The sequence below is a fragment of the Leifsonia sp. TF02-11 genome, assembly GCF_017565305.1.
Classification (GTDB): Bacteria; Actinomycetota; Actinomycetes; order Actinomycetales; family Microbacteriaceae; genus Leifsonia.
On sequence record NZ_JAGEKP010000003.1, the window covers coordinates 204,210 to 229,426 of the forward strand.

Sequence of the window (25,217 nt, forward strand, 5' to 3'; positions counted from 1 at the left end):
CGAAATCTGCGGCCGAATCGCGGTTCGTGTAGCAGAATCTTCTGCATGGACAATCTGGATCGGGAGATTCTCTCAGCGTTGCAGGAGGACGGCCGGATCAGTGTCACCGAGCTGGCCTCCCGGGTCGGCCTCAGCCTGTCCGCGTGCCACCGGCGCGTGCGCGAGCTGGAGCAGTCCGGCGTCATCGAGCAGTACCGAGCGGTCGTGTCGCCGACTGCCGTCGGCCTCACCTTCGAGGCGATCGTCTTCGTCACGATCAGCCGAACCGACCCGGACACGGTCGGAGCGTTCGAGGAGGCCGTGGTCGCCATCCCGAACGTCACGGAGGCCGAACGTCTCTTCGGCGACCCCGACTACATGCTGCGCATCCTCACCCCGAGCCTGGCCGCCTACCAGGAGCTCTACGACGGCCCGCTCGGCGGCCTCCCTGGCATCCAGCGGATGACGTCGACGCTGGTGATGAAGCGGCTGGGTGCGGGGGCGGGGGTGCCGTTGGGGTGAGGGGGTGACAGCAGATGCTGGACACGCCACCCCTGACCGTGTATGGTCAGGAACCCTGCGCCGCCCGGCGCAGACGGCCCCGGCGGCACGCTCACGAAGGAGGGAACCAGGATGCGGAATTCCGCTGATCTGAAGCGCTATCAGCGCACCCTCCGACTGAGCGAGCGCTCTCGGGGTCTGTAGCACCGCATCCGCGGATGCCCGCAGCCCCGGCCGTTTACCGGGGCTGTCCCTTCATCTCTCCCGTCACATCGGGGAGCGTGGACCGTCCCGGCCCACCCCTGAGAAGAGACGAAAGGACAATGGAGAGAATCTCGAACCGCCTGCTCAACTGGGCCTCCCTGCTGGAGGACCGGACGAGAGACCAGGCGGTCACCACCTCGCGGATGCCGTTCATCCACCCCCACCTCGCCTTGATGCCGGATGCGCACCTGGGCCTCGGTGCGACGGTCGGCTCGGTCATCCCCACCCTCGGCGCCGTCATGCCCGCCGCCGTGGGTGTAGACATCGGCTGCGGGATGATCGCTGTGCGCACCCAGTTCACGCGGGAGGACGTCGAGAGTGTCGCCGCCCCGCTGTCGGCACTGCGTGAGGCGATCGAGCGCGCGATTCCGCTCTCGGCCGGCGGCAAGAACAACCGGGTGGTCGCGACCGCTCAGCCGCGCGTCGACGAGCTCATCCGGATGGCGGACGACATCGGGCTCGAACCGGCCGACCACGTGAAGGACTGGCAGCGTCAACTCGGTTCGCTCGGATCCGGCAACCACTTCATCGAGGTGAGCCTGGACGAGACCGACACTGTGTGGCTGTTCCTGCACTCCGGGTCTCGCGGCGTGGGTAACCGGATCGCCGGCCACCACATCAAGGTCGCCCAGACGTTGATGGAGAAGTGGTGGATCGAGCTCCCGGATCGTGATCTGGCCTACCTCGTCGAGGGCACGCCGGAGTTCGACGCGTACATCGCGGAACTGCGGTGGGCGCAGCATTTCGCGCTGCTCAACCGTGAGGAGATGATGGATCGCGTGGTCCGCCAGACCGAGGAGTACTTCGGTACGGCGGTCGTGGAGCGTGAGCGCATCAACTGCCACCACAACTTCACGGAGCGCGAGCGTCACTTCGGCAAGGAGGTGTGGGTGTCGCGCAAGGGCGCCATCTCGGCCAGGGAGGGCCAGCTCGGCCTCATCCCCGGTTCGATGGGGACGGCGTCCTACGTGGTCGCAGGCCGGGGCAACCCGCTCGCACTGCACTCGTCGCCGCACGGCGCCGGGCGGCAGTTCTCGCGGTCGGCCGCCCGCAAGGCGTTCACGATCGACCAGCTGCGTGAGGCCATGACCGGGATCGAGTTCCGCGACACGGACGCGTTCCTCGACGAGATCCCCCAGGCCTACAAGCCGATCGACCAGGTGATGGCGGACGCGGCGGACCTCGTGGAGATCCGGCACACGCTGCGACAGATCGTCAACGTGAAGGGGAACTGATGGCAGGGGGAATCACGCGGGGTCGTGTCGTTTCGGCGACGCGACCCCGCGTCCGCCGGTGCGAGAGCGGGCAGCCATGAGCCCGTGGGATCCGCAGGTCTCGGGATGGCGACCGGACTTCCGACCGGCCGACGAGCAGTTCGAGGGCCATGCCGCGCGGCTTCGTGCGTTGGTCGGACGTCGACTGGTCGAGGGATGGACGGTGTGGATCGTCGACGAGGACTGGTTCGCCGACCTCCCGGTGGTCATGCGTTTCGACGACGGCTCCCAGTTGGAGGTCTCGTGGAAGAAGTTCGATGATCTCTCGCTCACGTGGGACACGATCGATGTGAACGAGCCTCCGAGCACCTGGGTGGACTGGCCGCTCGAATGGCGTCGGAACGCTCATGCCCCGCTGGCGGCCCTGATCGGTGGCGCCGTGAGGGAGGTCCGTACGACGAGCTTCCTCTTCGAGACGTGGAACGCCGACAATCGGTCGGACAGAACCGCGGCGTGGCTCACGACGGGCCTCTGGCTGGCCACCGATCGCGGCGACCTTCACGTGTTCAACGCACTGGACGAGAACGGTCTGGCCGCCGAGGGTTTCGACCGGGATGCGTCGCATGACTGGCGCCCGATCTGACCGCAGCGATCACCCGTACCGGAGCGTCGCCCCCGACGACTTCAGGAAGTCGATGTGCAGGTGGTTGCAGGTGTCGGAGAACGGCGCGAAGTGCTCGAGGCTGATGGAGGCGCGGCACTCGACCTGGCCGAGGCCGGTTCCGCTCGGGACGAGCGGGTCGAGGAGGTGGATCAGCTGCACAGAGCGCGAGTCGCCGCCCGTCAGCGCCGAGCCGTTGAGGAGGTAGAAGTCGACAGCGTGGCCACCGCCGTCGGCATAGTGCGCCGACTCCGTGCCCGCGCCTTCGATCTGGCCGGTGCACTTGCGGTTGATGTCGCTGATGCCGACCTGGCTGAAGTTGTCGAGCGCGACCGAGATGGCCTGAAGCACGCGGTAGTCGACGCCGCAGTTCGGCACCACCTTGCCCTCGGCGAGGTTGGCGATCTCGGGGATGTGGTTGGGGGTGGAGCCGACGAGTCGGCCCGCTGCGACGGCGCCCATGAGCTGCACGGCGAGAGCCTGGACGGTCGGGGACACCGTGCTGTTGGTGGTGGAGTCGAGCGCCTGCGGGCTTTCGGCGATGCCGAGGCCGTCGCGGGAGACGACCTGAGCGGTCGCATCGCCACCGGTCAACGTCTGCACGGCGAGCGCGGTGCGAGCGGATCCGGCGGTGGTGGCCTCCCCAGTGCTGGCATAGGAGGGCAGGGCCGCGGTGCCGAAGAAGGCCGTCAGAGCGACGAGGACGAAGACGTGGAAGCTGCGGCGGCGGCGGTTCTCGACGAAGATGCCCCGCCGCGGGTGGCGGGGGTCGCGCGGATCGGCGACCGACGGGCCGGCCGAGACGTGCGTCTCCGGCACCGTCGTCGGCAGCGCAGCGGCGGCGCGACGGTCGGCCCGGGAGAGCCGCGTCGGCTTGACGACGACGCGCTCACGGACGACCTTCTTCGCACCAGCCTTCTGCGCGCGGCGCGGTCGGGAGCGCTCGGCCTCCAGGGCTGCACGCCGACTCGACGCAGCAGGCGCCGGGACGGCGGGCGTCGACGGCGCCAGGAAATCGCCTCGCGTGAAGTCGCTCACCGGGTCGGCGACCGCCTGCGTCTGCGCGTCCACGTCGAGGACGACGGGTGCCCGATAGCTGCGGCGAGGCCGCAGAGGGGCAGGCGACTTGGGCAAGCGAAACTTCCTGGACGGTCGGGTCGAGGCGTCGTGGGGGGGACGACGGCTTCAGGCGTACCAACCATTTCTACCTCATTTCGGCTGGACGTTCTATCAATGCGGATGAATAGATCCGACGAGAACGTCCGACCGACGAGAAATGGCGAACGCCTGAGCAGGAAGGAGAATCGGGGTCGGGGCGCATCCCGCGCGTTCGGGTCACGCAGAAGCACCCCGGGCCCGGATTGATCTCGGATGCGGGTCCGATAGTCACGAAGATAGCTCCGCGGATCCGCGCGAGGACGGGCGGGTACGGCTGTTACGACAGGCGCGGGGCCTACGGGATGGCGACGGCGAGCTCGACGCGACCGGCGCTCTCGCGCAGCGCGACCTCTCCGCGTTCGGCGAGCTGGAGAAGGCCGATCCCCGGCCTCGCCGACGCCAGCGCACCCCCCGAGACGACCAGGACAGAGACCCCGTTCGGCGGTACCGGGCTCACCTCCAGAGTCACCGGTGTGCCATCGCCGTGTCGCACGGCGTTGGCGAGGCCCTCCGAGATCGCGTCGACCACCGCCTCCGCCCTTCCCGGTTCGCGCAAGCGGTCCCAGACGTCGCCGATGGACGACCGCAACGGGATGGCGGAACCCCAGCTCTCCACGAGCGCTGCGATCCGCTCCGCGGCCTCCGGCTCGTCGCGCGGTGCGCTCAGCTCGGCGCGGACCTTGCCGACGACGTCACGGAGTTCGGCGGAGGCGTCCTGCCCCGAACCGGATCCCAGCGCCAGCGCCGCGGCGATCAGCTCCGACTGCACACCGGAGTGCAGGAGGCGGGCGAGCGCGGCGCGCTCGCGCTCCAGGGCCGAGCGGGTGGCGGCGGCGGCACGGATGTTCGACTGGACGGCTGCCTCCAGTTCGCTCTGGTCGCGGCGCACGCGGGCCGTCAGCGAGGCGACGAACGCGACGGCGAAGGCCACCACCCAGTAGGTCGCGGCTTCGAACCAGACCAGGCGCGGGTCCCCGCCGAGCAGCCGGATCACGAGCTCGCTCGTCGCGGACAACAAGACGCCCACCAGTGCGTATCCGACGAGCACGACGAACAGGCGGAGCACGGGAGGCGCGCTGCGGACGAGCGGCACCATCACCGCATTGCCGCCGGCGAGCACGGCGAAGCCGCAGACGAGCGGCGGCAGTACGAAGAGCACACCGTACTGCCAGACGCCGAACGGCAGCACGAGGACGGCGAACAGCACGGCGAGCGCCACCGGGGGCGCCGCCCGCATCGCGCCGAAGACCGACGCGATCCACTCCCGCCGACGCACGGGCTGCAGGTCGGTGGTGTCATCCGGAGGGAGGCCATCGCCCGCATCGTCGAACTCTTCGTCGTAGATGCGGTGGCTCGCAGGCCGGACCACCTCCTCCGCGAGACCGCGCAGCAGCGATGCGGCCTCGCCGGGAGGGATGCCCCGGATCGCCGCGTTGCGCGTCGCGTCCTCGAGTTGCTCGAGCACGGCGTCGACGGCCGAGTGGCGGAGCTCACGCACCCGCGCCGCTGCGCGCTCTGCGTCGCGGGCGGAGGCCTCCCGCGCCGCGCGCAGCCTGCGGTACACCCCGGTGTGGTCGCGCACCAGCTGCACGGCGACGGCGATCAGCGAGAACATCACGATGGTGGTCACCGTGTTGATCAGGATCCGACCGCCGAGGTTGCCGGCTGTGACCGGGATGTGCAGCAGCTGGCCCGCTCCGAGGAACAGCAGGGGACGCAGCACGCCGATCACCGCGAACGCGGCGAACACCGTCGCGGCGCGCGCCGACGGCGGGACGACCAGCAGCAGGAGCCACAGCGCGATCAGGAGCAGACCGACGGCGACATGCTCGACGGCGGCGACGGCGACGCCCGCTCCCAGCCCGCCGGTCACGTACTGCAGCCCCGCCATCACGGTCAGCGCGATCGGAGCGGTGACCAGCCAGGTCCAGATGGTGACCGCGGAGGGTCCCGTCGCCTGGGCGATCAGGCGTCTGGCGATGACGGCGGTGGCTCTCACAGCCCGGACCGGGGATTGCCGTAGGTGGCGGTGTAAAGGGTCGCCGCGGCGACCCGGGGAGCGGTCGTGTCGTCGCCGACGAGCCCGAGCGCCTGGAAGACCCGCTCGACGCTCTTCTCGACCGCCCGGACCGAGACACCGCGCCTGCGGGCGATCTCGGCGTTGGTCAGACCTTCGGCCAGCAGTCGCGTGGTCTCCCGCTGGGCCGTGCTCAGGCGCAGCAGCGCGCCCTGCGCTCCATCCGCTCCCGTCAGGTGCCGGACAGGCCGGTCGGTGAGCACCGCCTCGGCGGCATCCACCAGCTCGTCGACGGAGGCGATCGCGCCCTTGTTCACGAACGAGGCTCCCGCGACGGTGTCGCGCGCCTGCGCCGCGGCGGCCTCCAGGGACAGGTTGCTGAGGAACAGGACCGCGATCTGCGGTGCGCGCTCACGCAGGATGGTGGCCAACTCGACACCGTTCGGCCGGGATCCCAGATCGATGTCGGTCACGAGCAGGTCAGGGTCGGCGTGGTCGAGGACGCGGAGAGCCTCGACGGCCGACGGTGACGCCGTGACCTCGAACCCGCGCTGGGTGAACGCATCGGCGACGAGCGAACGCAGCAAGGCGTGGTCTTCGACCACGAGAACGCGCCTGCGCCACGTCGCCGTCATCCTGCCCACCTCCCCCGTCGTCTGCACAGAATAACCGCACGGAGTGGCCGTTCCTCGCCGTTCGCACACCCCAGTTCGGGAGCGGGGCGGACGGCGAGGCGAGGCGCGACGGGAGACGATGTTGCCCGCCCCGGGGTTCGCGCGGCCCGGGGCGGGCGGTCTGGCGTCAGCCGCGGACGAACCGCAGCGTGACGAGTTCGAAAGGCCGGAGGGTCAGCGTGGTCGAGCCCTCACCGGTCGTGCGCTCGAGCAGATCGGTGCGATCGATGCGCTCGTGTGCGAAACCGACGGCGAGCGTGGTCTCCGCGCGCGATCCGTGGGCTTCGTACAGCCGTGCGATCACGTCACCCGAGCCGTCCTCGGCGAGCTTCACGGTCTCGACGACGACGGCTGCCGACGAGGAGGCCACGAGCGGCTCCGCGGCCGCGGCGGCCGGACGCAGCGGCAGGTTGAGGCGGTAGCCGGCCTCGATGGCCGCGTCGACGTCGCCGACCGCGATCGAGCTGCGGAGGGTGTGCGCGCCCTGATCCGCCTCCGGGTCGGGGAAGAGCGGCGCCCGCAGCAGCGTCTGCCGCACGAGCGAGTAGGTTCCCCCGCCCTCCCGCTCGTGCCGCGTGATGTCGTGACCGTAGGTGGCGTCATTGGCGACGGCCACCCCGAAGCCCGACTCGCCGACGTGCACCCAGCGGTGCGCGCTGGTCTCGAAGCGCGCGACGTCCCAGGTGGTGTTGGTGTGCGTCGGGCGGTCGATGTGGCCGAACTGGATCTCCGATCGCGCCGAGGTGGTGTGCACGTCGACGGGGAAGCCGAGCTTCAGCATGCGCTGGCGCTCATGCCAGTCGACGTGCGTCTGGATGTCGAGTGCCGACGAGCCGCCGGCCACGCTCAGCGTCTGCGTCACGGTGGACTCGCCGAACCGGCGCACCAGCCGGACGGCGGCGAGCTGCGGCGTCTCCGTCACGACGTCGAGGGACTCGATCGCCGTGAGGTCCTCGCCGGACAGTCGGTACTCGACGTCGACATCCCACGCGTCCCACTGGGTCGGGGTGTCTCGGAAGAGCTGCAGGAGGTTGGCGCGCGTGCCCGCGGGCACGGCCTCCCGCCCGGTCGACGTGTCGACGATCGACGGGATGAGGCCGTCGGCGTCGACCGTGACCGCGATCCTGTCGTTCACGAGGCGGACGGTGTCTCCCGCGCGCTCGACGCGCACGTCCGCTCCCCGGCTCGGGATGCCGATGCCTCCGGGGGCGACGCCGTCGACGGCGTACGGCGACGCGTTCGCGACGGCGCCCGACCCGTCGCCGGAGTCGCCGGAGGCGCCGAGCGCGGCGAGCGACCGGGCGATCACACCCTCCAGGCTCCGGGCGACGGCCGCGTAGTTCTCGACCGCCTGGTCGTGCACCCAGCCGATCGACGATCCGGGCAGGATGTCGTGGAACTGCTGCAGCAGCACCGTGCGCCAGGCCTCGCGCAGCTCGTCCGCCGGATACTCCGCCCCCGCGCGAACGGCGGCCGTTGCCGCCCAGAGCTCCGCTTCGTGCAGCAGAGCCTCGCTGCGCCGGTTGCCCTGCTTGGTGCGGGCCTGGGACGTGTACGTGCCGCGGTGGAACTCGAGGTAGAGCTCCCCCGCCCACACCGGCGCAGGATCGAACTCGGCGCGCGCGGCTGCGAAGAACGCGGCGGGCGATGCGACTCGCACGGTAGGCGAACCCTCCAGGTCGGCCGTGCGCGCGGCGGCGGCGACCATCTCGCGGGTCGGGCCGCCGCCTCCGTCGCCGAATCCGAACGGCACCAGGGAGGTGTTCGCTCTGCCCTTGTCGGCGAAGTTGTGCTCGGCGTGCGCCAGCTCCTCCCCCGAGAGGACGGAGTTGTAGGTGTCGACCGGCGGGAAGTGCGTGAAGATGCGCGTCCCGTCGATGCCCTCCCACTCGAACGTGTGGTGTGGGAAGCGGTTGACCTCGTTCCACGAGATCTTCTGCGTGAGGAAGTGGTCCATCCCGGCCGCGCGCGCGATCTGCGGAAGCGCGCCCGAGTACCCGAACGAGTCGGGCAGCCAGACCTCGCGCGGCTCGTGGCCGAGCTCCTCGGCGAAGAAGCGCTTGCCCTCCACGAACTGCCGGGCCATCGCCTCCGAGCCGGGGAGGTTGGTGTCCGACTCCACCCACATCCCGCCGACCGGGATGAACCGCCCCTCGGCGACGCGCGCCCGGATGCGCTCGAACAGTTCCGGGTAGTACTGCTGCATCCACGCGAACTGCTGCGCCGACGAGCAGGCGAAGACGAAGTCCGGATCCTGCTCCATCAGGTCGAGCACGTTGGAGAAGGTGCGCGCGCACTTGCGGATCGTCTCGCGCACCGGCCAGAGCCACGCCGAGTCGATGTGCGCGTGGCCGACGGCGAAGACCCGGTGCGCCGTGGCGGCGGCCGGCGAGGCGAGCACGCGGGCGAGTGCGGCCCGCCCACGGGCGGCCGTGGCCGACACGGCGAACGGGTCGACGGCGACGACGGCATCGTCGAGGGCGGCGAACAGGGCTGCGCGTCGTGGCGACGTGTCCGGCAGCGACGCCGCCAGTCCGCGCGCGGTGAAGATGTCCTGGATCAGCTCCCAGACCTCGCTGTCGCGATGCACGACGTCGATGCGCCGCAGCGTGTAGATGGAGGCCGTCGGCGCCGTCGACTTACGGCCGACCGGCGTCGGGCGGAACGACCAGTCCGAGCCGACGTCGGGATTCGACGCCGCCTCGACGAAGAGCTCGAACGACTCCCCCGGCGCCGCCTGCAACCGCACGTAGTTGTTGAGCGGCTCGAGCGCCTTCACGATCGTGCCGTCGGCCGCCCAGACCAGACCCTCCGCCTGGAAGCCGACCTGCCCCGCGGTGAAGCCGAGATCGACCACGAGCTCGACCTCCGCAGGGTCGGCCTCCCACTCGGCGGGCACCGTGCCGGTGATGCGGAACCAGACCGTCCCCCACGGCCGCCCCCACGGCCGGCCGACGGAGAAGGGCTCGAACGGGCCCTGCACCGCGCGTGCGAAGGGCACCGGCTCGTCCGGCACCTCCCACATCTCCACGGCCACCGGCACGGAGGCCCGCTCGAGGGCGGGCGTCAGGCGCTCGCGGACGAAACGGTCGACCCGCAACTCGGCGAGCTGGTTCTGCTGGTACAAACGACGACTCCTTCTATATAAGAGGTACGGCTCAGCCCTTGACCGCTCCGGCAAGCGCCGACGAGCCACCGAGGGAGCGCGAGACGATCACGTAGAGAGCGATGACAGGCACCGAGTAGATGAGCGAGTACGCGGCGAGTTGGCCGTAGGCCACAGCGCCGTACTGCCCGAAGAACGTGAAGATGCTCACGGCAGCCGGCTGGTTGCCGGGGCTGAGCAGCAGCACGAACGGGACGAAGAAGTTGCCCCAGGCAGCGACGAACACATAGATGAACACGACGGCGATCCCGGGGCGCACCAGCGGTACCACCACGGTCCACAGCGTCTTCATGCTCGAGGCGCCGTCGACCCAGGCCGCCTCCTCGAGGGAGATCGGCACCGAGTCGACGAAGTTCTTCGTCATCCAGATCGCCATGGGGAGCGACGACGCCGCCATGAACAGGATCGTCCCACCGAGCGAGTCGATCAGGTTGAGCGACACGAAGAGGCTGTAGACCGGCACCATCATCGCGGTGATCGGCAGGCAGGTCCCGAACAGGATCGCGTAGAGGAACGGCCGGTTGAAGCGGTTGCGGTACCGCGAGAGCGGGTAGGCGGCGAGCACCGCGATGACCACGGTGACGATCGCGCACCCGGCGGACAGCAGGAGGCTGTTCCACAGCGGGACGAAGGCGAGCTCCGGAGTGAGCACCTTCTGGAAGTTCTCGAGCGTCCACTCCTTGGGCCAGGCGACCGACAGGGTCGCGCTCCCGTCGAACGACGCCAGCACGACCCACACCAGTGGCAGCACGAAGACGACGCCGATGAGCAGCAGAAGGATGTTGGCCGTCCATTTCAGGGCGATGCCGTTGGGCGAGGACAGCTTCATCAGTCCACCTCCGTCTTGAGGGCGCGCACGTAGACGATCGCGAAGACCGCGCCGACGAGCAGCAGGATGGTCGCGATGGCCGTGCCGTAGCCGAGCTCGGAGAACTTGAACGCCTCCTGGTAGGCCAGCACGGGAAGGGTCATGCTCTTGTTGCCCGGCCCGCCTCCTGTCATCACGTAGATGAGTGTGAAGACCGAGAGGGTCTGCAGCGTGATGAGCATGAGGTTGGTGGAGATGCTGCGTCGGATCATCGGCAGCGTCACCAGGAAGAACCGCTTGACGCCGTTGGCGCCGTCGACCTCCGCGGCCTCGGTGATCTCGGGCGGCACCTCCTGCAGCGCGGCCGAGTAGACCAGCATCGAGAAGGCGGCGCCGCGCCAGGTGTTGGCGAGGATGATCGACAGCATCGGGAAGGCGAACAGCCACGAGGGGCCTGTGACGCCGAAGCCGGCGAGGATGGCGTTGAGCGTGCCGTGCTGGCTGAAGAACGCGTACGACGCGAACGCCGCCACGATCTCCGGCAGCACCCAGGCGCCGACCACGAACGTCGAGACGAGGGCGCCGACCCAGCGGCTGCCGTTGCGCATCAGCAGGGCGAGCACCATGCCGACCACGTTCTGGCCGATGACCGCCGAGCCGATCAGGAACACCAGCGTCAGCCACACCGAGACCGGGAAGTCCGGGCTCTTGAACAGGTCGATGTAGTTCTGGAGGCCCACCCACTGCGCCGACGCCGCCGACGAGCCGGTGAGCGACATGTTGGTGAACGAGCCGTAGAACGACGAGAGGATCGGCCCGACCAGGAAGACGACCAAGAGGCCGATCGCCGGGACCAGGGGGACGGCCCGGGCGAGGGAACGCCGGGTGTGCGCGCGCGAACGTGCCTTCTGCCGGCCGCGCGGCGGCCGGACCGGGGTGGTCCGGCCGCGCGCGTCGGAGCCGACGGCATCCAGAGTGGAAGTCACCTTACTTCGACTCCGTCTTGTCCTTGCCTACGATCCCCACGACGGTGTCGTCGTAGGTCTTGGCGGCGTCGGCCGGCGATGCCTGGCCGGTCATGACCGACTCCATGGCGACCTGGATGCCGTTGGAGATCTTGGGGTAGTCCGGCGTCGCGGGGCGGAACTTGGTGACCGCGACGAGGGAGGAGAAGAACTCGGACGTCGGGTTGGACGTCTTGTACTTCTCGTCGTCCGCGACGTCCTTGCGCACCGGGATGCCCGCGGTGTTGATGTTGTACTCCAGCGAACGCTGCTTGTCGGTCAGGAAGGTGATGAACTTCCAGGCCAGGTCCTTCGCCGAGCTCTTCGCGCCCATCGAGAACGTCCAGCCGCCGGAGAGGCTGATCGAGCCGGGCTCCTGACCCTTCTGCGTCGGCATCTTGGCGACGCCCATGACCTTGTCCCAATCGGCCCATGGGGTGGCGCCGGTGGGCAGCCACGCGTTGGAGGCCCACGATCCGTCGAGGTTGATGGCCAGCTTGCCCTGCGGCACCAGCTGGTTGTTGACGGTGTTCTGGTAGTTGGTGTCGCTGGTGATCTCCTGGCTCGGGCCGAGTCCGCCCTGGTAGACCTCCTTGATCACGTCGAGGGAGTCGGTGAACTCCTTCGAGCCGGTGATCCACTTGGAGGTCGAGTCGTCGTAGAGGCCCTTCTCGCTCGCTCCGTAGAGGAGCATCTCGAAGCCCTGCATCGAGCTCGCCTCACCGGCGGCCTTGCCCGAGAAGATGTTGAGCGGGATCACTCCGGGATCGGCGGCCTTGATCTTCTTGGCGGCGCTGATCACGTCGTCCCAGGTCTTCGGCTGCCACGGTGTGGGGATGCCGGCCTTCTCGAAGATCTGCTTGTTGTACCAGAGACCGCGCGTGTCGGTACCGGTGGGGATGCCGTAGACCTTGCCGTCGTCGCCCTTGCCCGCGTCCTTGGCGTTGTCGAAGAAGTTCGACCAGTCCGACCACTTCGACACGTAGGAGTCGAGCGGCGCGAGGTAGCCGGCCTGCGCGTCGGCACGGATGAGGAAGGTGTCTTCCGACATGATGTCGGGCGCGGTCGTGGCCGCCCGGTTCATCAGGGCGAGCTTGGTGTAGTAGTCGTTCTCCGCGGCCTTGATCGGCACCAGGGTGATCTTCGAGCCGGGGTTCGCCTTCTCGAAGTCGGTCTTGGCCTTGTTCATGAAGTTGGACATGATGTCCGACCCGTAATCCTGGAAGGCGACCTTGACCGTCTTGCCGTCGCCGCCCCCGGACGAGGACGAGCAGCCCGCCAACGCGACGAGAGCGGCTGCGGCAACTGCTGCGGCCAGTACCCTGCTTCGCTTCATCGATGCTCCTTTGCATTGAGGTCCACCGGCTCCCGTGCCGTGGACTCTTCGTAATTTATAAATCAATTTGATTTATAGATCAAGAGCTACGCAGAAGTTGCCGTCTTCCCCTCGGTCGGGGGACAGCCGGAGAACCGGTCAGAGCCGCCCGACGCGCGGCGAGAAGGTCTCGTCGAGCACCAGGCACGCGGCGCCGACGGCCGCGACGTCTTCACCGACCGCGGTGCCCTGGAGCAGCACCGGGTGCGTGAGGATGCTCATGTCGATCTCAGCCATCCTGGCCGGCAGCTGCTCGAGGAAGCCTCTCTCGACCCGCGACCACGACGGGCCGCCGAAGACCACACGGTCGATGTCGAGCAGCGCGGCGAGGTTCGAGAGGTAGAAGGCCGTGTTCCGGATGGACCGGTCCATGATGGCCGCGGCGCGCTCGTCGCCGGCGTCGGCGGCAGCGGTCAGCTGGGTGAACAGCGTGTCCACCACCTCCACGTCGAGGTCGAGGTCGGTCCCGTCGACGACCGTCTCACCGCCGGGAGGCTTCAGCACGCCGGCCCAGAGCCCCTGCATGACCAAGCGCTGGGGACGCACGGACTCGCCCCAGCAGCCGCGGCGGCCGCACGCGCACAGCGCGCCACCGGGATCGACCAGGACGTGGCCGGCGTCGCCCGCGTTCTCGGTCGATCCGGTGTACACCTCGCCGTTCAGCACGAGCCCGATGCCCGCGCCGGTTCCGTAGTAGACGAACGCGTAGTCCTTGCTGGCTCCTGCCGGGTCGCGCCAGCGCTCGGCGACGGCCGCGCTGATCACATCCTTGGCGACCAGCGACGGCAACCCGGTCGCGCTGGTGAGCTCGTCGCGGAGGTGGAAGTCGTTCCAGCCCGGGATCAGCGGAGGCCGCACCACCACCCCGGTCTCCGCATCGATCGGTCCGGGGGCCGCGACGCCCACCCCGATGACCCTCGATGGATCCACGCCCGGCGTCGCGAGCACGGAGCCGATGGCTTCCAGGATCACCGCCAGCGTCTCCTTCGCATCGCCGTCGGGAGGCGACGGCCGCCGGATGTGTTCGACGACCTCACCCTCGAGGTCGAGCAGCACGCAGGTGATCACGGTCGGGTCGAGGTGCACGCCGACGGCGTACGCGCCCGCCGGGTCAAGGCGCAGCAACGTGCGCGGCTTGCCCGGGCTGCCCTCGTTCTGCTTGCCGGCCTCCCGGATGAGACCCTGGGTGAGCAGCCGGCGCGTGACGTTGGTGACCGTCTGGGCGGAGAGGCCGGTGACGGAGGCGAGCTCGACCCGGCTCAGACCGCGTCCCGAGCGGCGCACCGCGTCGAGCACCACGGTCTCGTTGAACGCGGCGATCGCCGGGAGGTTCGCTCCCTTGGGCACGGCTCCTCCTCCGCGCGGGGCTTCGGGGCACCCGGCGCTTTCTCGTAATATACCCACGCGCCGGTCGGCTTCCGCGCGACGGTCAGCGGCGGACGGACGTCCGCTCACGCTCGGCGAGCAGTCCGGCCGCTGTCTCGCCCAGCAGCGAGCGCACGCGCAGCAGCCCGGGATCGGTCGCGGAGCCGGCCCGGATGACGGCGTAGTCGTTGCGAACGACCGGGGCCGCGAGCGGAATCAACCGCACGCCGTCGGGAACGTCGGCGACGGTCAGCTCGGGCACGAGCGCGACGCCGGCGCCGGCGCTGACGAGGGCGAGGAGGACGGCGAAGTCGGTCGCCTCCGCCACCGACCGCGGAGCGAAACCCGCGAGGCCGCAGGCCCGCTCGGTCATCTCGTAGCAGGTCCAGCGCCGGTGCGGCACGACCCAGTCGTGGTCGGCGAACCGCCCGAGATCCGCCGGGCCATCGGTGACGACCGGGTCACTCGCCGGCACCGCGAGCCAGACCGGCTCGACCGCGATGAGCGTCGCGACGAAGCCGGGGCCGACCGTCTCCGCCATGTTCGAGTAGGCGTGGGTGAGGGCGATGTCCACCTCACCGGCGGCGAGCGCCGACAGCGCGTCGCGCGGCTCGAACTCGAGCAGCTCCATCCGGATCCCGAGACCGTCGTCCCCGCTCAGCGTCCGCCAGGCCTCGGCCACCACGGTGCGCGCGATCGACGGGAAGGCTCCCACGCGATAGGTTCCGACCGCGCCGTCGCGCAGGGCCGCCACCTCCAGCTCCGCGAGGGACAGGAGGTCGGAGACCGCGCCTCCGTGGGCGGCGAGCGTGCGGCCCGCCGCCGTGAGCGCAAGACCCCTGCCCCGGCGCTCGGTGAGCGGGAGGCCGAGCTCGCGTTCCAGGGCTGCCAGTTGCATCGACACGCCCGGCGGGGTCAGGTGCAGTTCTGCGGCGACGGCCGCGACCGTGCCGAGCCTGTCGAGTTCGGCCAGCATCCGGAGCTTTCTCGCGTCCAACACATCATCGATTCTTACGTGTTCCACCAGACAAAGTAAATGGATTTTTCGAATGTACGCACTCAGGGTGGAAGCATGAGCTCGGCGACCACTGCACGCGTCCGCATCGTCACAGCGGGGCTGCTCGTCGTGGTGCTGTGGGCCAGCGCCTTCCCGGCCATCCGCGCCGCAGCTCCCGCGCTCGGGCCGCTCGGACTGGCGCTCGTGCGCACGGCGATCGCCTGCCTCGCCCTGCTCGCCGTCGCACCGTTCGCCGGTGTGCGCCTCCCCGCCCGCCGCGACCTTCCGCTCATCGCGGCCTGCGGCGTGATCGGGATGGCGGCGTACCAGGTGCTCCTGACCGCCGGGGAGCTCACCGTGCCCGCGGGCACCGCAAGCCTCATCGTCGCCGCGGCCCCACTCGTGAGCGTGGCCATCGCGGCCGGTGCCTTCGGCGAGCGCCTCACCCCGCTCAAGCTGATCGGCGGCGGCGTCGCGCTCGGCGGCGTCGCGATCGTCTCCCTCGCACGATCGGGTCTCACGCTGAGCGGAGCGGTCTGGCTGGTACTGGCGGCGATGGTGGTCCAGGGCATCTACCACCCGCTCACCAAGCCGCTCCTCCGCCGCTACTCCGGGTTGGAGGTCGCCACGTACGCGATGGTCGCCGGCCTCATCCCGCTGCTGGCCGCGCTGCCGTGGTCGCTCCCTGCGCTGACCTCCGCCGGACCGGACGCCTGGCTCGGTGCCGCCTACCTCGGCCTGCTGCCCTCCGCCGCGGGGTTCGTGCTCTGGGGCTACGCCGTCGCGCGCCTGCCGATGGCCACCGCGACCTCCCTGCTCTACCTCGTGTCGCCGGTCGCCGTGGGGATCGCGGCGGTCTGGCTCGGGGAGGTCCCGCAGCCCGCCGAACTGCTCGGCGGCGCCGTCGTGATCGCCGGTGTCGCGGTGATCGGACTCAGCCCGGCGCCCCGCGGGACCGCGCCGCCGGGGATCGCAGCCTCGGTCTCCACCCCGCGATGACCAGGCGGACGCGGACCTGAAGGACCTGGAGGAGAACCACCGCCGACGTGCACCGGCACCCCAGCCCGCGCCCAGCCTGGTGGGGCATGGTGAGTCGCGTGGAGATCGTGGTCGACGTCGTGCTGCTGGTGCTCGCCGTCCTCGCGGTGGCCGCAGGCTGGAGCAACGGTGCCATCCGGGCCGCCGGTGCGCTGATCGGCCTCGGCGTCGGCCTGGCCCTCGGCCTCCTGCTCGCGCCGATGGTCGTCGATTGGATGGCCTCCTCCGGGCTCACCGGGGTCAGCCAGCGCTCCATCGTGGCCGCTGTCGTGCTGCTCGTCTGCGCCGCCGTCGTCTACGCGCTCGCAACCGCCGCCGCCTCGGTGATCGGCAAGGTGCTGCGGCGTGGGCCGATCCGCTGGGTCGACTCGCTGATCGGCGCCGTGCTCGGTTTCGTCACCTGGGCCGTCGTGGTCTGGCTCGTCGCGGGGTTCGCCATGGCGACCAGCCTTGCCACCGTCGTGCAGGCCGCCGACTCGTCCCGGGTGGTCTCCACCCTGAACAGCATCGCGCCGCTCCCCTCCTCGACGGTACTCGGCGCGGTCGACGATGCTCTGGCCGGCGCCGGCCTCCCGAAGGTGTTCGAGGGCGGGGAGTCGATCAAGAGCATCCAGCCGCCGGACTCCACCGTTCCCGCAGCGGTGGCGAATGCGCAGCAGTCCGTCGTGACCGTGCTGGCCTCCAAGCCGGCCTGCGGCGTCGACTCCGAGGGCAGTGGGTGGATCGTGCAGCGCGGCCGTGTCGTCACGAACGCGCACGTCGTGGCCGGTGCATCGTCGATCGTCGTGCGCGAGTCCGGCGGCACCACCGTCGACCGGGCGACGCTCGTCGCGTTCGACCCCGAGCGCGATCTCGCCGTGCTCGACGTCACCGATCTGAGCGCGCCAGCACTCGACATCGGGCAGGATCTCGGCGCCGGCGATCAGGCTTACGCGGCCGGCTACCCCGGTGACGGCCCGTTCACGATCACTCCGCAGCGCGTCCGCGACCAGCTCACCGCCCGCGGCACCGACATCTACCAGAGCGGAACGGTCGAGCGGCAGATCTACTCGCTCCGCGGGTCGATCCGCCCCGGCAATTCCGGCGGCCCGCTGCTCGATCGGAGCGGCGATGTCGTCGGCGTGGTCTTCGCGCGCTCGACGGTCGACCCGGAGACCGGGTACGCACTCACTCTCGAGGAGCTGCGTCCGGTGCTCGGCTCGGTCGGCCCCACGCCGATCAGTTCGGGAGCGTGCTCCGCGGGCTGACGGACGGGCTTTCCACATGGTTGGCTAGGACGCATGAAGGCTGTCAGCTATTCGTCCACCGGTGATTCCGACGTCCTCACGCTCGGCGAGCGCCCCGAACCTCACGCCGGCGCAGGCGAGGTGCGCGTGCGCATCCACGTCTCCGGCGTCAACCCGACCGACTGGAAGGCCCGTCAAGGCTCCGGCTCCGCGGAGCTCCCGCGCCCCCAGGTTCCGAACCAGGACGGCGCCGGCGTCGTCGACGAGGTCGGCCCTGGCGTCTCCGGACTGACGCCCGGCGATCGGGTGTGGGTGTGGGACGCCGCCTATCAGCGACCGGACGGCACGGCACAGGAGCTGGTCGTGCTCCCGAGCGACCAGGTCGTCGCGCTCCCGGACGACGTGAGCTTCGACGTCGGAGCGTCGCTCGGCATCCCGGCCCTGACTGCCCACCGCGCGCTCACGTCGTCCGAGTCGGTGCCGGCCGAGCTGGCCCCGGGCGTTCTCGACGGACTCACCGTGCTGGTCGCGGGCGGGGCGGGCGCCGTCGGCCACGCCGCCATCCAGCTCGCCGTCTGGGCGGGAGCGACGGTCATCGCGACCGTGAGCAGCCACGAGAAGGCCGAGCTCGCCCGTGCCGCAGGCGCGCATCACGTCGTGAACTATCGCGAGCCGGACACGGCGGAGGCCATCGGTGCGCTCGCGCCGCGCGGCGTCGACATCGTGGTGGAAGTGAACGTGAGCGCGAACGCCGAACTCGACACGAGGATCGCGGGCCGCAACGCCACCATCGCGAGCTACGCGGACGCGCCGGGGTCGGCCGAGGTCACGATCCCGATCCGCCCGTCGATGCAGAAGAACCTGCGTTGGCAGTTCCTCCTCACCTACACGGTGACGCCCGAGGCGAAGGCGGCCGCGGTCCGTGCCGTCGCCGCGGCGGCTGCGGCGGGTGCCCTTCCCGTCGGTGCGGAGCACGGCCTCCCGATCACGCGCTTCCCGCTCGAGCAGACGGCGGCCGCCCACGACGCCGTGAAGAACGGCATCGTGGGCAAGGTGCTCATCGACCTGACGTGACCGGTTCCGCCGGCGCGGCGGAGCGAGCGAGCCGCACGATCTGCACCACCATCGCGATCGCGGCGGCTGCGGCGATCGCGGCCGTGTATCCGAGGGCCGTCGGCAGCAGACCGATCGCGCCGATCAGCTCCCCGGCGGCGAGCGCGGGGATGCCGTAGGCCAGGTAGCTCACGAGGAACACGCCGGCGAACAGCTCCGCGCGCTGGTCATTGGGGGCGAGCGGTGCGATGATCCGCAGCATCGCAGAGAATCCGGCGCCGAATCCCGCGCCCGCGACGACGGCGCCGGCGAACAGCACAGCGAGGATCCCGCCCGCGATGCCGACAGCTGCGAGCGCCACCCCGACCATAATGGCCGCCATCGACCACACGGTGGTCGTGCGTGCCGGCGCCCGCGTGAGCAGGAGTCCCGCCACGGCGCCGACCGCGGGAGGAACGGCCACGATCGCACCGTTCAGGATCCCCGAGTCGAGGTGGAAGACGCCGTGCAGGATCGAGGGCGAGAGCCCGATGAACAGTCCGGCGAGCATCCAGGTCGCGACGAACAGCGGGAGGGCCGCGACGAACTCTCCGCGCGCGGCCCGCGGGATGAAGAGGCGCGGGGTGAGCGACCGCAGAGCGCCGGAACGCGGCGCGACGGTCTCGGGAGACGCGGCGACCACGACGATGCCGGCCACGAACAGCAGTGCGAGCGTCACGAAGACGAGGGTGGTCGGCTGGGCGGCGAACTGCACCGCGAGCCCGGTGAAGAATGCGCCGAGCGCGATACCGCCGACCGGGGCGGTGGATCCGATCGTCGCCCCGAGCTTCTTCTGGCGCTCGGGCGCCAGTTCGACCAGTGCGGCGGTGAAGGTGCTCATCGCCGCGCCCGTCGCGACGCCCTGCACGGAGCGGGCGGCGATGATGGCGCCGATGTCCTTCGAGAACAGGAACATCAGCATCGCAGCCGCCTGGAGAGCGAGCGCACCGATCAGCACAGGACGCCGGCCGATGTGATCGGAGAGCGAGCCGGCCACCAGCAGTGTGATGAGGAGCGTGACCGCGTAGATCGCGAACGCGACGGTGAGCAGCCACGACGGGAATCCCCACTCCTGCTGGTAGAGCACGAAGAGCGGGCTGGGCGCCCCGACGGCGAGGGCGACCGCGACGAACGCGAGGGCTGTGCCCGTGAAGGCGGCGACAGGGCGGAGTCGGGCGGGGCGCAGGCGGCCCGGGCGGGACTGCGGCCGGGCGACGGCGATTCCACCGGTCGCGACGGACGGGCAAGCGTCTCCTGCAGTGGACATCTGAGCCTCCTAAAAGCAAAAATAGTTGCTTTAATGGACTATAGGGTGGGATCTGTCAAAAAGCAACAAGATTTGCTTTAAGCTATTCCCATGTCTACGACCACACCGTCGAAGCGGACGGGCGGACGCAGCGCCGCGGTCATCCACAGCGTGCGCACCGCCGTCGAAGAGCTCGTCAAAGAAAAGGGCAGCGAGCGCGTCACCGTGCCGATGATCGCCGAACGCGCCGGCGTCAACCCCACCAGCATCTACCGCCGCTGGGGCGACCTGCCCACACTGCTCAACGACATCGCCACGTACCACCTCGACCCCGATCGCCCGCTCGCAGAGCGCGGCGATCTTCGTGACGACCTCAGCGACTGGGCGAGCGGAATCGTCACGCACTTCCGCAAGCCGGTCAATGCAGCCCTGCTCCGCGGCGGAGCCGGAGCGGCGGGAGAGCGCGCGTCGGACTGCCTGCGCAACCGGCGCACCGAGGCGGCGCAGCTGCTGGCACGGCACCCCGAGACCGCCGTCACCGAAGACGACGTCATGGACGTGGTGATCGCGCCGATCATCAACCGCGTCATCTTCCAGCCGTGGACGCTCGGCGACAGCACGGCGGACGACATGGTGGCCCGGCTGTTCCGGGCGGGCGCCGGGTCGGCCGATGAGGAGACCCGCCGGGGTGCGGCGTCGGGAGATACGCCCTAGTCTCGACAGATGTCCAGCACCCGTACCGCCCCCGAGCGCGCGGCCGCTCGCTCCGGTTGGGCCGTCGGCATCGCGACGGCGCTCTACGGGATCTCCTTCGGAGCGCTCGCGACCGCCTCCGGACTCGATGTCTGGCAGGCCTGTGTCCTCAGCCTGGTGATGTTCAGCGGTGGGTCCCAGTTCGCGCTCATCGGCGTCCTCGCCTCCGGCGGCGTCGCGGCGGGCGGGACGGCGATCGCCGGCGCTGCCCTCCTCGGAATCCGCAACTCGTTCTATGCGCTGCGACTGTCGCGCATCATCGGTCCCGGCTTCTGGAGGCGCGCAGCCGCGACCCAGCTCACGATCGACGAATCGACGGCCGTCGCCACCGCCCAGACCGAACCGCGCGCGCAGCGCATCGGCTTCTGGGTCACGGGTCTCGTCATCTACATCGGGTGGAACATCATGACGCTCGCCGGCGCTCTGCTCGGCAACCTGATCGGCGACGTCAAGGCATACGGCCTCGACGCGGCCGCCGCCGCGGCGTTCCTCGGACTCCTCTGGCCGAGGCTCCGAGCCCGCCAGACCCAGGCGGTCGCCGTCGCGGCCGGGTTCGTCGCCACACTGCTGACCCCGTTCCTGATGCCCGGGCTCCCGGTCCTTGCCGCCGCAGTGGTCGCGATCGTCTTCGGCGCACTCAACCTCTTCGGCACGCGCGACGACGGACGGCATCCCGATCCCATCCCGATGGAACGGGAGGTCGAGCCGTGACGACCTGGAACATCATCCTGCTCGCGTCCATCGCCGTACTCGCACTCAAGGCGGTGGGCTGGCTGGTCCCGCCCAAGGCGCTGGATCATCCGACGGTCGCGCGCACGAGCGACCTGCTCACGGCAGCCCTGCTCGCAGCGCTGATCTGCGTGCAGACCTTCGGGGCCGGTCAGTCGCTTCAGCTGGATGCCCGGCTTCCCGCCATCGCCATCGCTGCGGGACTCTACGCCCTGCGCGTTCCGTTCATCATCGTGGTCCCGGCGGCGGCCGCCGTCGCCGCGCTCATCCGCCTGCTGACCTGAGCCGCTCCCTCCGGCGGCGGTGTCGGCGGCTCTCCGTAACGTGCTGACGTGAGCGCACCCTGGCACCCCGTGGCGAACGCGCAGCCCACGGAGTGGCTGCTCAGCCAGGGTGCCCTCGGCACGCCGTATGCCGTCGTCCGGCGCTTCGCCTTCGGCGATGCCAACCGCCCCGACATCTGGTTCCGCGTGGTCACCTGGGCCCCGCGATCGGAGGGCAGAGAGCTGATCGGCTGGTGCCGCACGTTGGAGGCCGCAGCGGCCGTCGCCTGGGATCACCGCTGCGCGGCGGAGTCCTGGCGCCACCACATGGCCAAGCGGCGTTCCGACACGGCCACGATGGCCGCCCAGCGCCCCAGCGCGGCCGAGCTGGTGCGCTTCTACCGTGCGGCGCTCGCGGCACAGGGTGCCCGCGCATTGCGTTCCCCGCCACCGAGGACGACCATGGGGCGGTGAGCGATACGTCCGGTCACGACGACATCGATCCCGCCGACGGTCGTCCGGAGTCCGAAGAGCAGCGGGCGGACCGCAACTGGAGCGAGATCCTCCAAGAGTTGCGCGTGACGCAGACCGGCACCCAGCTCATCAGCGGCTTTCTGCTCGCCATCGCCTTCCAGCAGCGCTTCGGCTCGCTCGCTCCGCCCCAAGTGGCCTTCTATCTCGTCCTCGTCGTGCTCGCGGCGGGCTGCACCGCCCTCGGCCTCGCACCGGTCGCCCTGCACCGCCAGCTGTTCCGGCACCACGAGAAGGTGCGGACGGTGGCCATCGCCAACCGGCTCCTGCGCGTCACGATCGCCCTGGTCGCCGTGCTCACTTCGGGAGTCGTCGCCTTCATCTTCGACGTGACGCTCGGCCTGGTGCCCGCTCTCGTCGCCGGGGCCGCACTCCTCGTCCTGCTCGCGCTGCTGCTTCTCGCCTTTCCGGCGCGCGTGCTCAGCCGGCTCCGCCGACCGCCGGCGTGAGCGTCGCGGCGAGGTCGCTCAGAATCTGCTCCATCACCTCGATCGCCGACTCGTCGGAGGCCGCGAGAGCCCGGGTGAGCGCCAGCACGCGGTCGCGCGAGGCGGCAGCTGCGCCGACCTCGGAGAGCGCGACGTAGCGGACGAACCGCGGAAGCAGGGTCTCGATCGTCTCGGCGAGGACACGGTCGCGGATGCCGTCGAGGAAGGCGCTGGTGGTGCGCTGGAGAGCGTCGATCGGCGAGAAGACCGACTCCCGCTCGAGCCGTTCCGCGATCACGGTCAGCTCGAGCTCCGTGTCCACGTCGAGGTCGTCGAGCGATCGGCGGATCGCCGCGGGAAGCAGCAATCCCAGCACACCGATCACGCTGCCGGTCTCGGCGTCGTCCATCGGCGCGACCAGCGTGTATCGATTCGGCGCGGTGTGGATGAGGCCCACCTGGGAGAGCCGACTCATCGCCTCGCGCACCGGGGTCCGTGAGACGCGGAGCGCTTCGGTGAGCTCAGCGTCCTTGAGTCGTTCGCCGGGAGCCAGGTCGCCGGCGACGATGCCGGCCAGAAGGATCGCGTAGACGTCGTTTCGGAGGAGGCGCCTGTCTGCCGCGAGCGAGGGGAACCGCGCGCGGAGTTCTTCGAGGGTCATAGAGGCTCGTTTCGTGAACTCAGTGTTTGCTCTGGTATATTTATAGTTTAGCAAGAGGAATCTGATCGCGGCAAACCGATCGTTCCACCCCCGATCCTTCCCCGAGGAGCCCGAAACCATGCCGATGCCCACCGACCACGTCGCGCGAATCTCGCTGTCCGACGAGGCGTACGTCCGAATCGAGGCCGCCATCATGGATGGCACGCTCGAACCCGGCGAGCGACTCCGCGACTCCGACCTCGTCGAATGGCTCGGGATCTCGCGCACCCCCATCCGCCACGCGCTCGACCGACTGGCCGAGCAGGGCCTCGTCGAGATGGAGCGCAATCGCTTCACGCGCGTCGCCGCCTTCGACATCGTCGGCGTCCTCGAGTCCGTGCAGGTCGCCGGCGATCTCTGGGCCGGCGCCGCGCTGCGCGGTGTCTCGTCGTGGGAGGACGACGACGACGATCTCATCGCCGACATTCAGACCGAGCTCGTCGAGGCGGCGACCAACGACGACACGGTCCGCTTCATCACGATCTTCGAGCACCTGGTCGTCGCCTTCGCGCGCATCGAGGGCAACAACGTCCGCATCCGGACCCTCGGCAACGTCCTCCCCCAGGTGCGGCGCCTCGGTCGCAAACTGCACGGGCGACTCGACCCGCTGGTGGTCGCCCGTTTCACCCGCGAACTGCGCGAGGCAACGACGAAGCGTGACGGTCGTGCCGCTGTCACGCTCATCAACGACTACGTGACGCGGATCGGAGACGTCCTCTCCGGCCTCTGACACTCCGTGACACCACGGGCGCCGATATCCGTGACAGCCCGGATGCCAGCCCCTCGCCTCACGTCCTACCGTGGAGACACGCTCGGCCAGGGGGATGCCCAGCACGGGGAAATGTCCAGGGGGGACAGAAAGAAGGCCGGTCCCGATGGGACCGGCCTTCTTCGCGTGCTCAGCTGCGGACTACTTGGTCAGCGGCTCCAGGGTCGGGTCGTTGGCGTACGCCTCCGCCGCGTTCTCCTTGGTGACGATGACCGGCTTCAGCAGGAAGGCCGGAACGATCTTCACGCCGTTGTTGTAGGACTTGTCGTCGTTCGTGGCCGGCTTCTTGCCCTGCTGCAGGTCCTTGACCATGTCGATGGCCTGCTTGACCAGGTTGCGGGTGTCCTTGTTGATGGTCGAGTACTGCTCGCCCGCCATGATGGACTTGACCGACTCGGCCTCCGAGTCCTGACCGGTGACGACCGGGATCGGCTTGCCGGCGCCCTTCACCGAGGTGATGATGGCGCGCGCGAGGGTGTCGTTCGGCGACAGGACGCCGTCCAGCTCGGTCGAGCCGTAGCTGCCCGCGAGGAGGGTGTCCATGCGGTTCTGCGCGTTCAACGGCAGCCAGCCCTGGGTCGCGGTGGCCTTGAGCTCGGTCTGCTTGGAGACGACCGTCAGCGTGCCGTCGTCGATCTTCGGCTGCAGGACCTTCATGGCGCCGTCGAAGAAGACCTTCGAGTTGGCGTCGTCGGGCGAGCCGGAGAACAGCTCGATGTTGTACTTGGTCTTGCCCGGGTACTTGGCCTTCATGCCGTCGAGGAGGGCCTGGCCCTGAAGCTCGCCGACCTTCTCGTTGTCGTACGCGACGTAGTAGTCGACGTTCTTCGAGTTGAGGATGAGGCGGTCGTACGCGATGACCGTCGCACCGGCGTCGTGCGCGGCCTGGGCCTGAGCGGTCAGCTGGCCGCCGTCGACGGCGCCGATGATGATGACCTTGGCGCCGTTGGTGATCATCGACTGGATCTGCGACTGCTGGTCCGAGACACCGGAGCCACCGGCGTACTGCACGTCGCCCTTGAAGCCGGCCGCCTTCAGGCCGTCGGTGAACAGGCCACCGGCGAGCACCCAGTTCTCCGACGTCTTGGTCGGGAGGGCGACGCCGATCGTCGCGTCCTTGGCGAAGCCGGACGCCGTCGAGCTTCCGCTGGAGCCGTCACGGCTCGAGCAGCCCGACAGGGCCAGCGCGGCGGCAGCTGCGACAGCCACTGTCGCGAGTGCGAATTTGCGCATTGCATTCTCTTTCTGTGGTTGGGATG

At 69.8% G+C, this 25,217-nt stretch carries 24 protein-coding genes; 12 read left to right on the forward strand and 12 right to left on the reverse strand.

Annotation, left to right across the window (positions count from 1 at the left end; all coding sequences use genetic code 11):
- Nucleotides 1–45 precede the first annotated feature (45 nt).
- The 3 genes from JNB50_RS03105 (at nucleotide 46) to JNB50_RS03115 (ending at nucleotide 2,601) form a co-directional block, all read left to right on the forward strand.
- Nucleotides 46–501 (forward strand): Lrp/AsnC family transcriptional regulator, encoded by a 456-nt coding sequence (locus JNB50_RS03105; RefSeq protein WP_208038644.1) that lies wholly within the window; start codon nucleotides 46–48, stop codon nucleotides 499–501.
- A 302-nt stretch (nucleotides 502–803) separates the two neighbouring features.
- Nucleotides 804–1,979 carry an RtcB family protein gene (locus tag JNB50_RS03110; RefSeq protein ID WP_208038645.1) on the forward strand — a complete coding sequence of 392 codons (1,176 nt, stop codon included), beginning with the start codon at nucleotides 804–806 and terminating at the stop codon, nucleotides 1,977–1,979.
- Nucleotides 1,980–2,055: 76 nt separating this feature from the next.
- Complete coding sequence (locus tag JNB50_RS03115) at nucleotides 2,056–2,601, forward strand: hypothetical protein (RefSeq protein ID WP_208038646.1); 546 nt, start codon at nucleotides 2,056–2,058, stop codon at nucleotides 2,599–2,601.
- A 9-nt stretch (nucleotides 2,602–2,610) separates the two neighbouring features.
- Here the strand turns inward: JNB50_RS03115 and JNB50_RS03120 are convergent, their stop codons facing one another.
- The 9 genes from JNB50_RS03120 to JNB50_RS03160 all read right to left on the reverse strand — a co-directional run bounded on the left by JNB50_RS03120 (nucleotide 2,611) and on the right by JNB50_RS03160 (nucleotide 15,186).
- Nucleotides 2,611–3,753 carry a hypothetical protein gene (locus JNB50_RS03120; protein ID WP_208038647.1) on the reverse strand — a complete coding sequence of 381 codons (1,143 nt, stop codon included), beginning with the start codon at nucleotides 3,751–3,753 and terminating at the stop codon, nucleotides 2,611–2,613.
- Nucleotides 3,754–4,072: 319 nt separating this feature from the next.
- Nucleotides 4,073–5,776, reverse strand: coding sequence for a hypothetical protein (locus JNB50_RS03125; RefSeq protein WP_307794582.1), 1,704 nt, complete (start codon nucleotides 5,774–5,776; stop codon nucleotides 4,073–4,075).
- Nucleotides 5,773–6,429 carry a response regulator gene (locus JNB50_RS03130; RefSeq protein ID WP_208038648.1) on the reverse strand — a complete coding sequence of 219 codons (657 nt, stop codon included), beginning with the start codon at nucleotides 6,427–6,429 and terminating at the stop codon, nucleotides 5,773–5,775. The genes JNB50_RS03125 and JNB50_RS03130 overlap by 4 nt, the downstream gene beginning before the upstream one ends.
- A gap of 166 nt (nucleotides 6,430–6,595) precedes the next feature.
- Nucleotides 6,596–9,595: a glycoside hydrolase family 38 C-terminal domain-containing protein gene (locus JNB50_RS03135; RefSeq protein WP_208038649.1), complete on the reverse strand. Its 3,000-nt coding sequence runs from the start codon at nucleotides 9,593–9,595 to the stop codon at nucleotides 6,596–6,598.
- Nucleotides 9,596–9,626: 31 nt separating this feature from the next.
- Entirely contained in the window at nucleotides 9,627–10,463 is an 837-nt protein-coding gene (locus JNB50_RS03140; RefSeq protein ID WP_208038650.1) for a carbohydrate ABC transporter permease, read from the reverse strand.
- Nucleotides 10,463–11,428, reverse strand: a complete 966-nt coding sequence (locus JNB50_RS03145) for a carbohydrate ABC transporter permease (protein WP_208038651.1) — start codon at nucleotides 11,426–11,428, stop codon at nucleotides 10,463–10,465. Before JNB50_RS03145 ends, JNB50_RS03140 begins: the two co-directional genes overlap by 1 nt.
- Before the next feature lies 1 nt (nucleotide 11,429).
- On the reverse strand, nucleotides 11,430–12,782 hold the full coding sequence (locus JNB50_RS03150) for an extracellular solute-binding protein (protein WP_208038652.1): 1,353 nt from the start codon (nucleotides 12,780–12,782) through the stop codon (nucleotides 11,430–11,432).
- Nucleotides 12,783–12,920: 138 nt separating this feature from the next.
- Nucleotides 12,921–14,168 carry an ROK family transcriptional regulator gene (locus JNB50_RS03155; RefSeq protein WP_208038653.1) on the reverse strand — a complete coding sequence of 416 codons (1,248 nt, stop codon included), beginning with the start codon at nucleotides 14,166–14,168 and terminating at the stop codon, nucleotides 12,921–12,923.
- Between the two features lie 82 nt (nucleotides 14,169–14,250).
- Nucleotides 14,251–15,186 (reverse strand): LysR family transcriptional regulator, encoded by a 936-nt coding sequence (locus tag JNB50_RS03160; protein ID WP_208038654.1) that lies wholly within the window; start codon nucleotides 15,184–15,186, stop codon nucleotides 14,251–14,253.
- Nucleotides 15,187–15,258: 72 nt separating this feature from the next.
- On the opposite strand from JNB50_RS03160, the gene JNB50_RS03165 reads away from it, so the two are divergent.
- From JNB50_RS03165 to JNB50_RS03175, 3 genes are all read left to right on the forward strand, one after another.
- Nucleotides 15,259–16,182, forward strand: a complete 924-nt coding sequence (locus tag JNB50_RS03165) for a DMT family transporter (RefSeq protein ID WP_208038655.1) — start codon at nucleotides 15,259–15,261, stop codon at nucleotides 16,180–16,182.
- Between the two features lie 86 nt (nucleotides 16,183–16,268).
- The gene (locus JNB50_RS03170) at nucleotides 16,269–17,468 is read left to right on the forward strand and encodes a MarP family serine protease (RefSeq protein ID WP_243767944.1); all 1,200 of its coding nucleotides are present in this window, start codon (nucleotides 16,269–16,271) and stop codon (nucleotides 17,466–17,468) included.
- A 33-nt stretch (nucleotides 17,469–17,501) separates the two neighbouring features.
- Complete coding sequence (locus JNB50_RS03175) at nucleotides 17,502–18,521, forward strand: NADPH:quinone reductase (RefSeq protein WP_208038656.1); 1,020 nt, start codon at nucleotides 17,502–17,504, stop codon at nucleotides 18,519–18,521.
- Here the strand turns inward: JNB50_RS03175 and JNB50_RS03180 are convergent.
- Nucleotides 18,505–19,806 carry an MFS transporter gene (locus JNB50_RS03180; RefSeq protein ID WP_208038657.1) on the reverse strand — a complete coding sequence of 434 codons (1,302 nt, stop codon included), beginning with the start codon at nucleotides 19,804–19,806 and terminating at the stop codon, nucleotides 18,505–18,507. The two genes, JNB50_RS03175 and JNB50_RS03180, sit on opposite strands and share 17 nt — an antisense overlap.
- A gap of 90 nt (nucleotides 19,807–19,896) precedes the next feature.
- Between JNB50_RS03180 and JNB50_RS03185 the strand changes: the two genes are divergently transcribed.
- Genes JNB50_RS03185 through JNB50_RS25410 form a run of 5 tightly spaced genes read left to right on the forward strand, consistent with a single transcriptional unit; the run spans nucleotide 19,897 to nucleotide 22,510 of the window.
- A complete protein-coding gene (locus JNB50_RS03185) occupies nucleotides 19,897–20,499 on the forward strand; it encodes a TetR/AcrR family transcriptional regulator (protein WP_208038658.1) in 603 nt (200 codons plus the stop codon).
- Nucleotides 20,500–20,508: 9 nt separating this feature from the next.
- On the forward strand, nucleotides 20,509–21,249 hold the full coding sequence (locus JNB50_RS03190) for an AzlC family ABC transporter permease (protein ID WP_208038659.1): 741 nt from the start codon (nucleotides 20,509–20,511) through the stop codon (nucleotides 21,247–21,249).
- On the forward strand, nucleotides 21,246–21,551 hold the full coding sequence (locus tag JNB50_RS03195; RefSeq protein WP_208038660.1) for an AzlD domain-containing protein: 306 nt from the start codon (nucleotides 21,246–21,248) through the stop codon (nucleotides 21,549–21,551). The genes JNB50_RS03190 and JNB50_RS03195 overlap by 4 nt, the downstream gene beginning before the upstream one ends.
- Nucleotides 21,552–21,599: 48 nt before the next feature.
- A complete protein-coding gene (locus tag JNB50_RS25710) occupies nucleotides 21,600–22,004 on the forward strand; it encodes a hypothetical protein (RefSeq protein WP_208038661.1) in 405 nt (134 codons plus the stop codon).
- On the forward strand, nucleotides 22,001–22,510 hold the full coding sequence (locus tag JNB50_RS25410; protein WP_208038662.1) for a DUF6328 family protein: 510 nt from the start codon (nucleotides 22,001–22,003) through the stop codon (nucleotides 22,508–22,510). Before JNB50_RS25710 ends, JNB50_RS25410 begins: the two co-directional genes overlap by 4 nt.
- Here JNB50_RS25410 and JNB50_RS03210 read toward each other — a convergent pair.
- Nucleotides 22,482–23,150, reverse strand: coding sequence for a GntR family transcriptional regulator (locus tag JNB50_RS03210; RefSeq protein WP_208038663.1), 669 nt, complete (start codon nucleotides 23,148–23,150; stop codon nucleotides 22,482–22,484). The genes JNB50_RS25410 and JNB50_RS03210 overlap by 29 nt on opposite strands.
- Before the next feature lie 118 nt (nucleotides 23,151–23,268).
- Between JNB50_RS03210 and JNB50_RS03215 the strand changes: the two genes are divergently transcribed.
- Nucleotides 23,269–23,919 carry a GntR family transcriptional regulator gene (locus JNB50_RS03215; protein ID WP_208038664.1) on the forward strand — a complete coding sequence of 217 codons (651 nt, stop codon included), beginning with the start codon at nucleotides 23,269–23,271 and terminating at the stop codon, nucleotides 23,917–23,919.
- Nucleotides 23,920–24,099: 180 nt separating this feature from the next.
- On the opposite strand, the gene JNB50_RS03220 is transcribed toward JNB50_RS03215, so the two are convergent.
- Nucleotides 24,100–25,191 (reverse strand): sugar-binding protein, encoded by a 1,092-nt coding sequence (locus JNB50_RS03220; RefSeq protein ID WP_208038665.1) that lies wholly within the window; start codon nucleotides 25,189–25,191, stop codon nucleotides 24,100–24,102.
- Nucleotides 25,192–25,217 lie beyond the last annotated feature (26 nt).

Excerpts from the sequence above, each read along its gene's own strand:
- JNB50_RS03150 (WP_208038652.1), bottom strand. The coding sequence starts at position 12,782 with ATGAAGCGAAGCAGGGTACTGGCCGCAGCAGTTGCCGCAGCCGCTCTC.
- JNB50_RS03140 (WP_208038650.1), bottom strand. The coding sequence starts at position 10,463 with ATGAAGCTGTCCTCGCCCAACGGCATCGCCCTGAAATGGACGGCCAAC.
- JNB50_RS03105 (WP_208038644.1), top strand. The coding sequence starts at position 46 with ATGGACAATCTGGATCGGGAGATTCTCTCAGCGTTGCAGGAGGACGGC.
- JNB50_RS03215 (WP_208038664.1), top strand. The coding sequence starts at position 23,269 with ATGCCGATGCCCACCGACCACGTCGCGCGAATCTCGCTGTCCGACGAG.
- JNB50_RS03170 (WP_243767944.1), top strand. The coding sequence starts at position 16,269 with ATGGTGAGTCGCGTGGAGATCGTGGTCGACGTCGTGCTGCTGGTGCTC.
- JNB50_RS03210 (WP_208038663.1), bottom strand. The coding sequence starts at position 23,150 with ATGACCCTCGAAGAACTCCGCGCGCGGTTCCCCTCGCTCGCGGCAGAC.
- JNB50_RS03165 (WP_208038655.1), top strand. The coding sequence starts at position 15,259 with ATGAGCTCGGCGACCACTGCACGCGTCCGCATCGTCACAGCGGGGCTG.
- JNB50_RS03110 (WP_208038645.1), top strand. The coding sequence starts at position 804 with ATGGAGAGAATCTCGAACCGCCTGCTCAACTGGGCCTCCCTGCTGGAG.
- JNB50_RS03175 (WP_208038656.1), top strand. The coding sequence starts at position 17,502 with ATGAAGGCTGTCAGCTATTCGTCCACCGGTGATTCCGACGTCCTCACG.
- JNB50_RS03115 (WP_208038646.1), top strand. The coding sequence starts at position 2,056 with ATGAGCCCGTGGGATCCGCAGGTCTCGGGATGGCGACCGGACTTCCGA.
- JNB50_RS03190 (WP_208038659.1), top strand. The coding sequence starts at position 20,509 with ATGTCCAGCACCCGTACCGCCCCCGAGCGCGCGGCCGCTCGCTCCGGT.
- JNB50_RS03130 (WP_208038648.1), bottom strand. The coding sequence starts at position 6,429 with ATGACGGCGACGTGGCGCAGGCGCGTTCTCGTGGTCGAAGACCACGCC.
- JNB50_RS03185 (WP_208038658.1), top strand. The coding sequence starts at position 19,897 with ATGTCTACGACCACACCGTCGAAGCGGACGGGCGGACGCAGCGCCGCG.
- JNB50_RS03180 (WP_208038657.1), bottom strand. The coding sequence starts at position 19,806 with ATGTCCACTGCAGGAGACGCTTGCCCGTCCGTCGCGACCGGTGGAATC.
- JNB50_RS03220 (WP_208038665.1), bottom strand. The coding sequence starts at position 25,191 with ATGCGCAAATTCGCACTCGCGACAGTGGCTGTCGCAGCTGCCGCCGCG.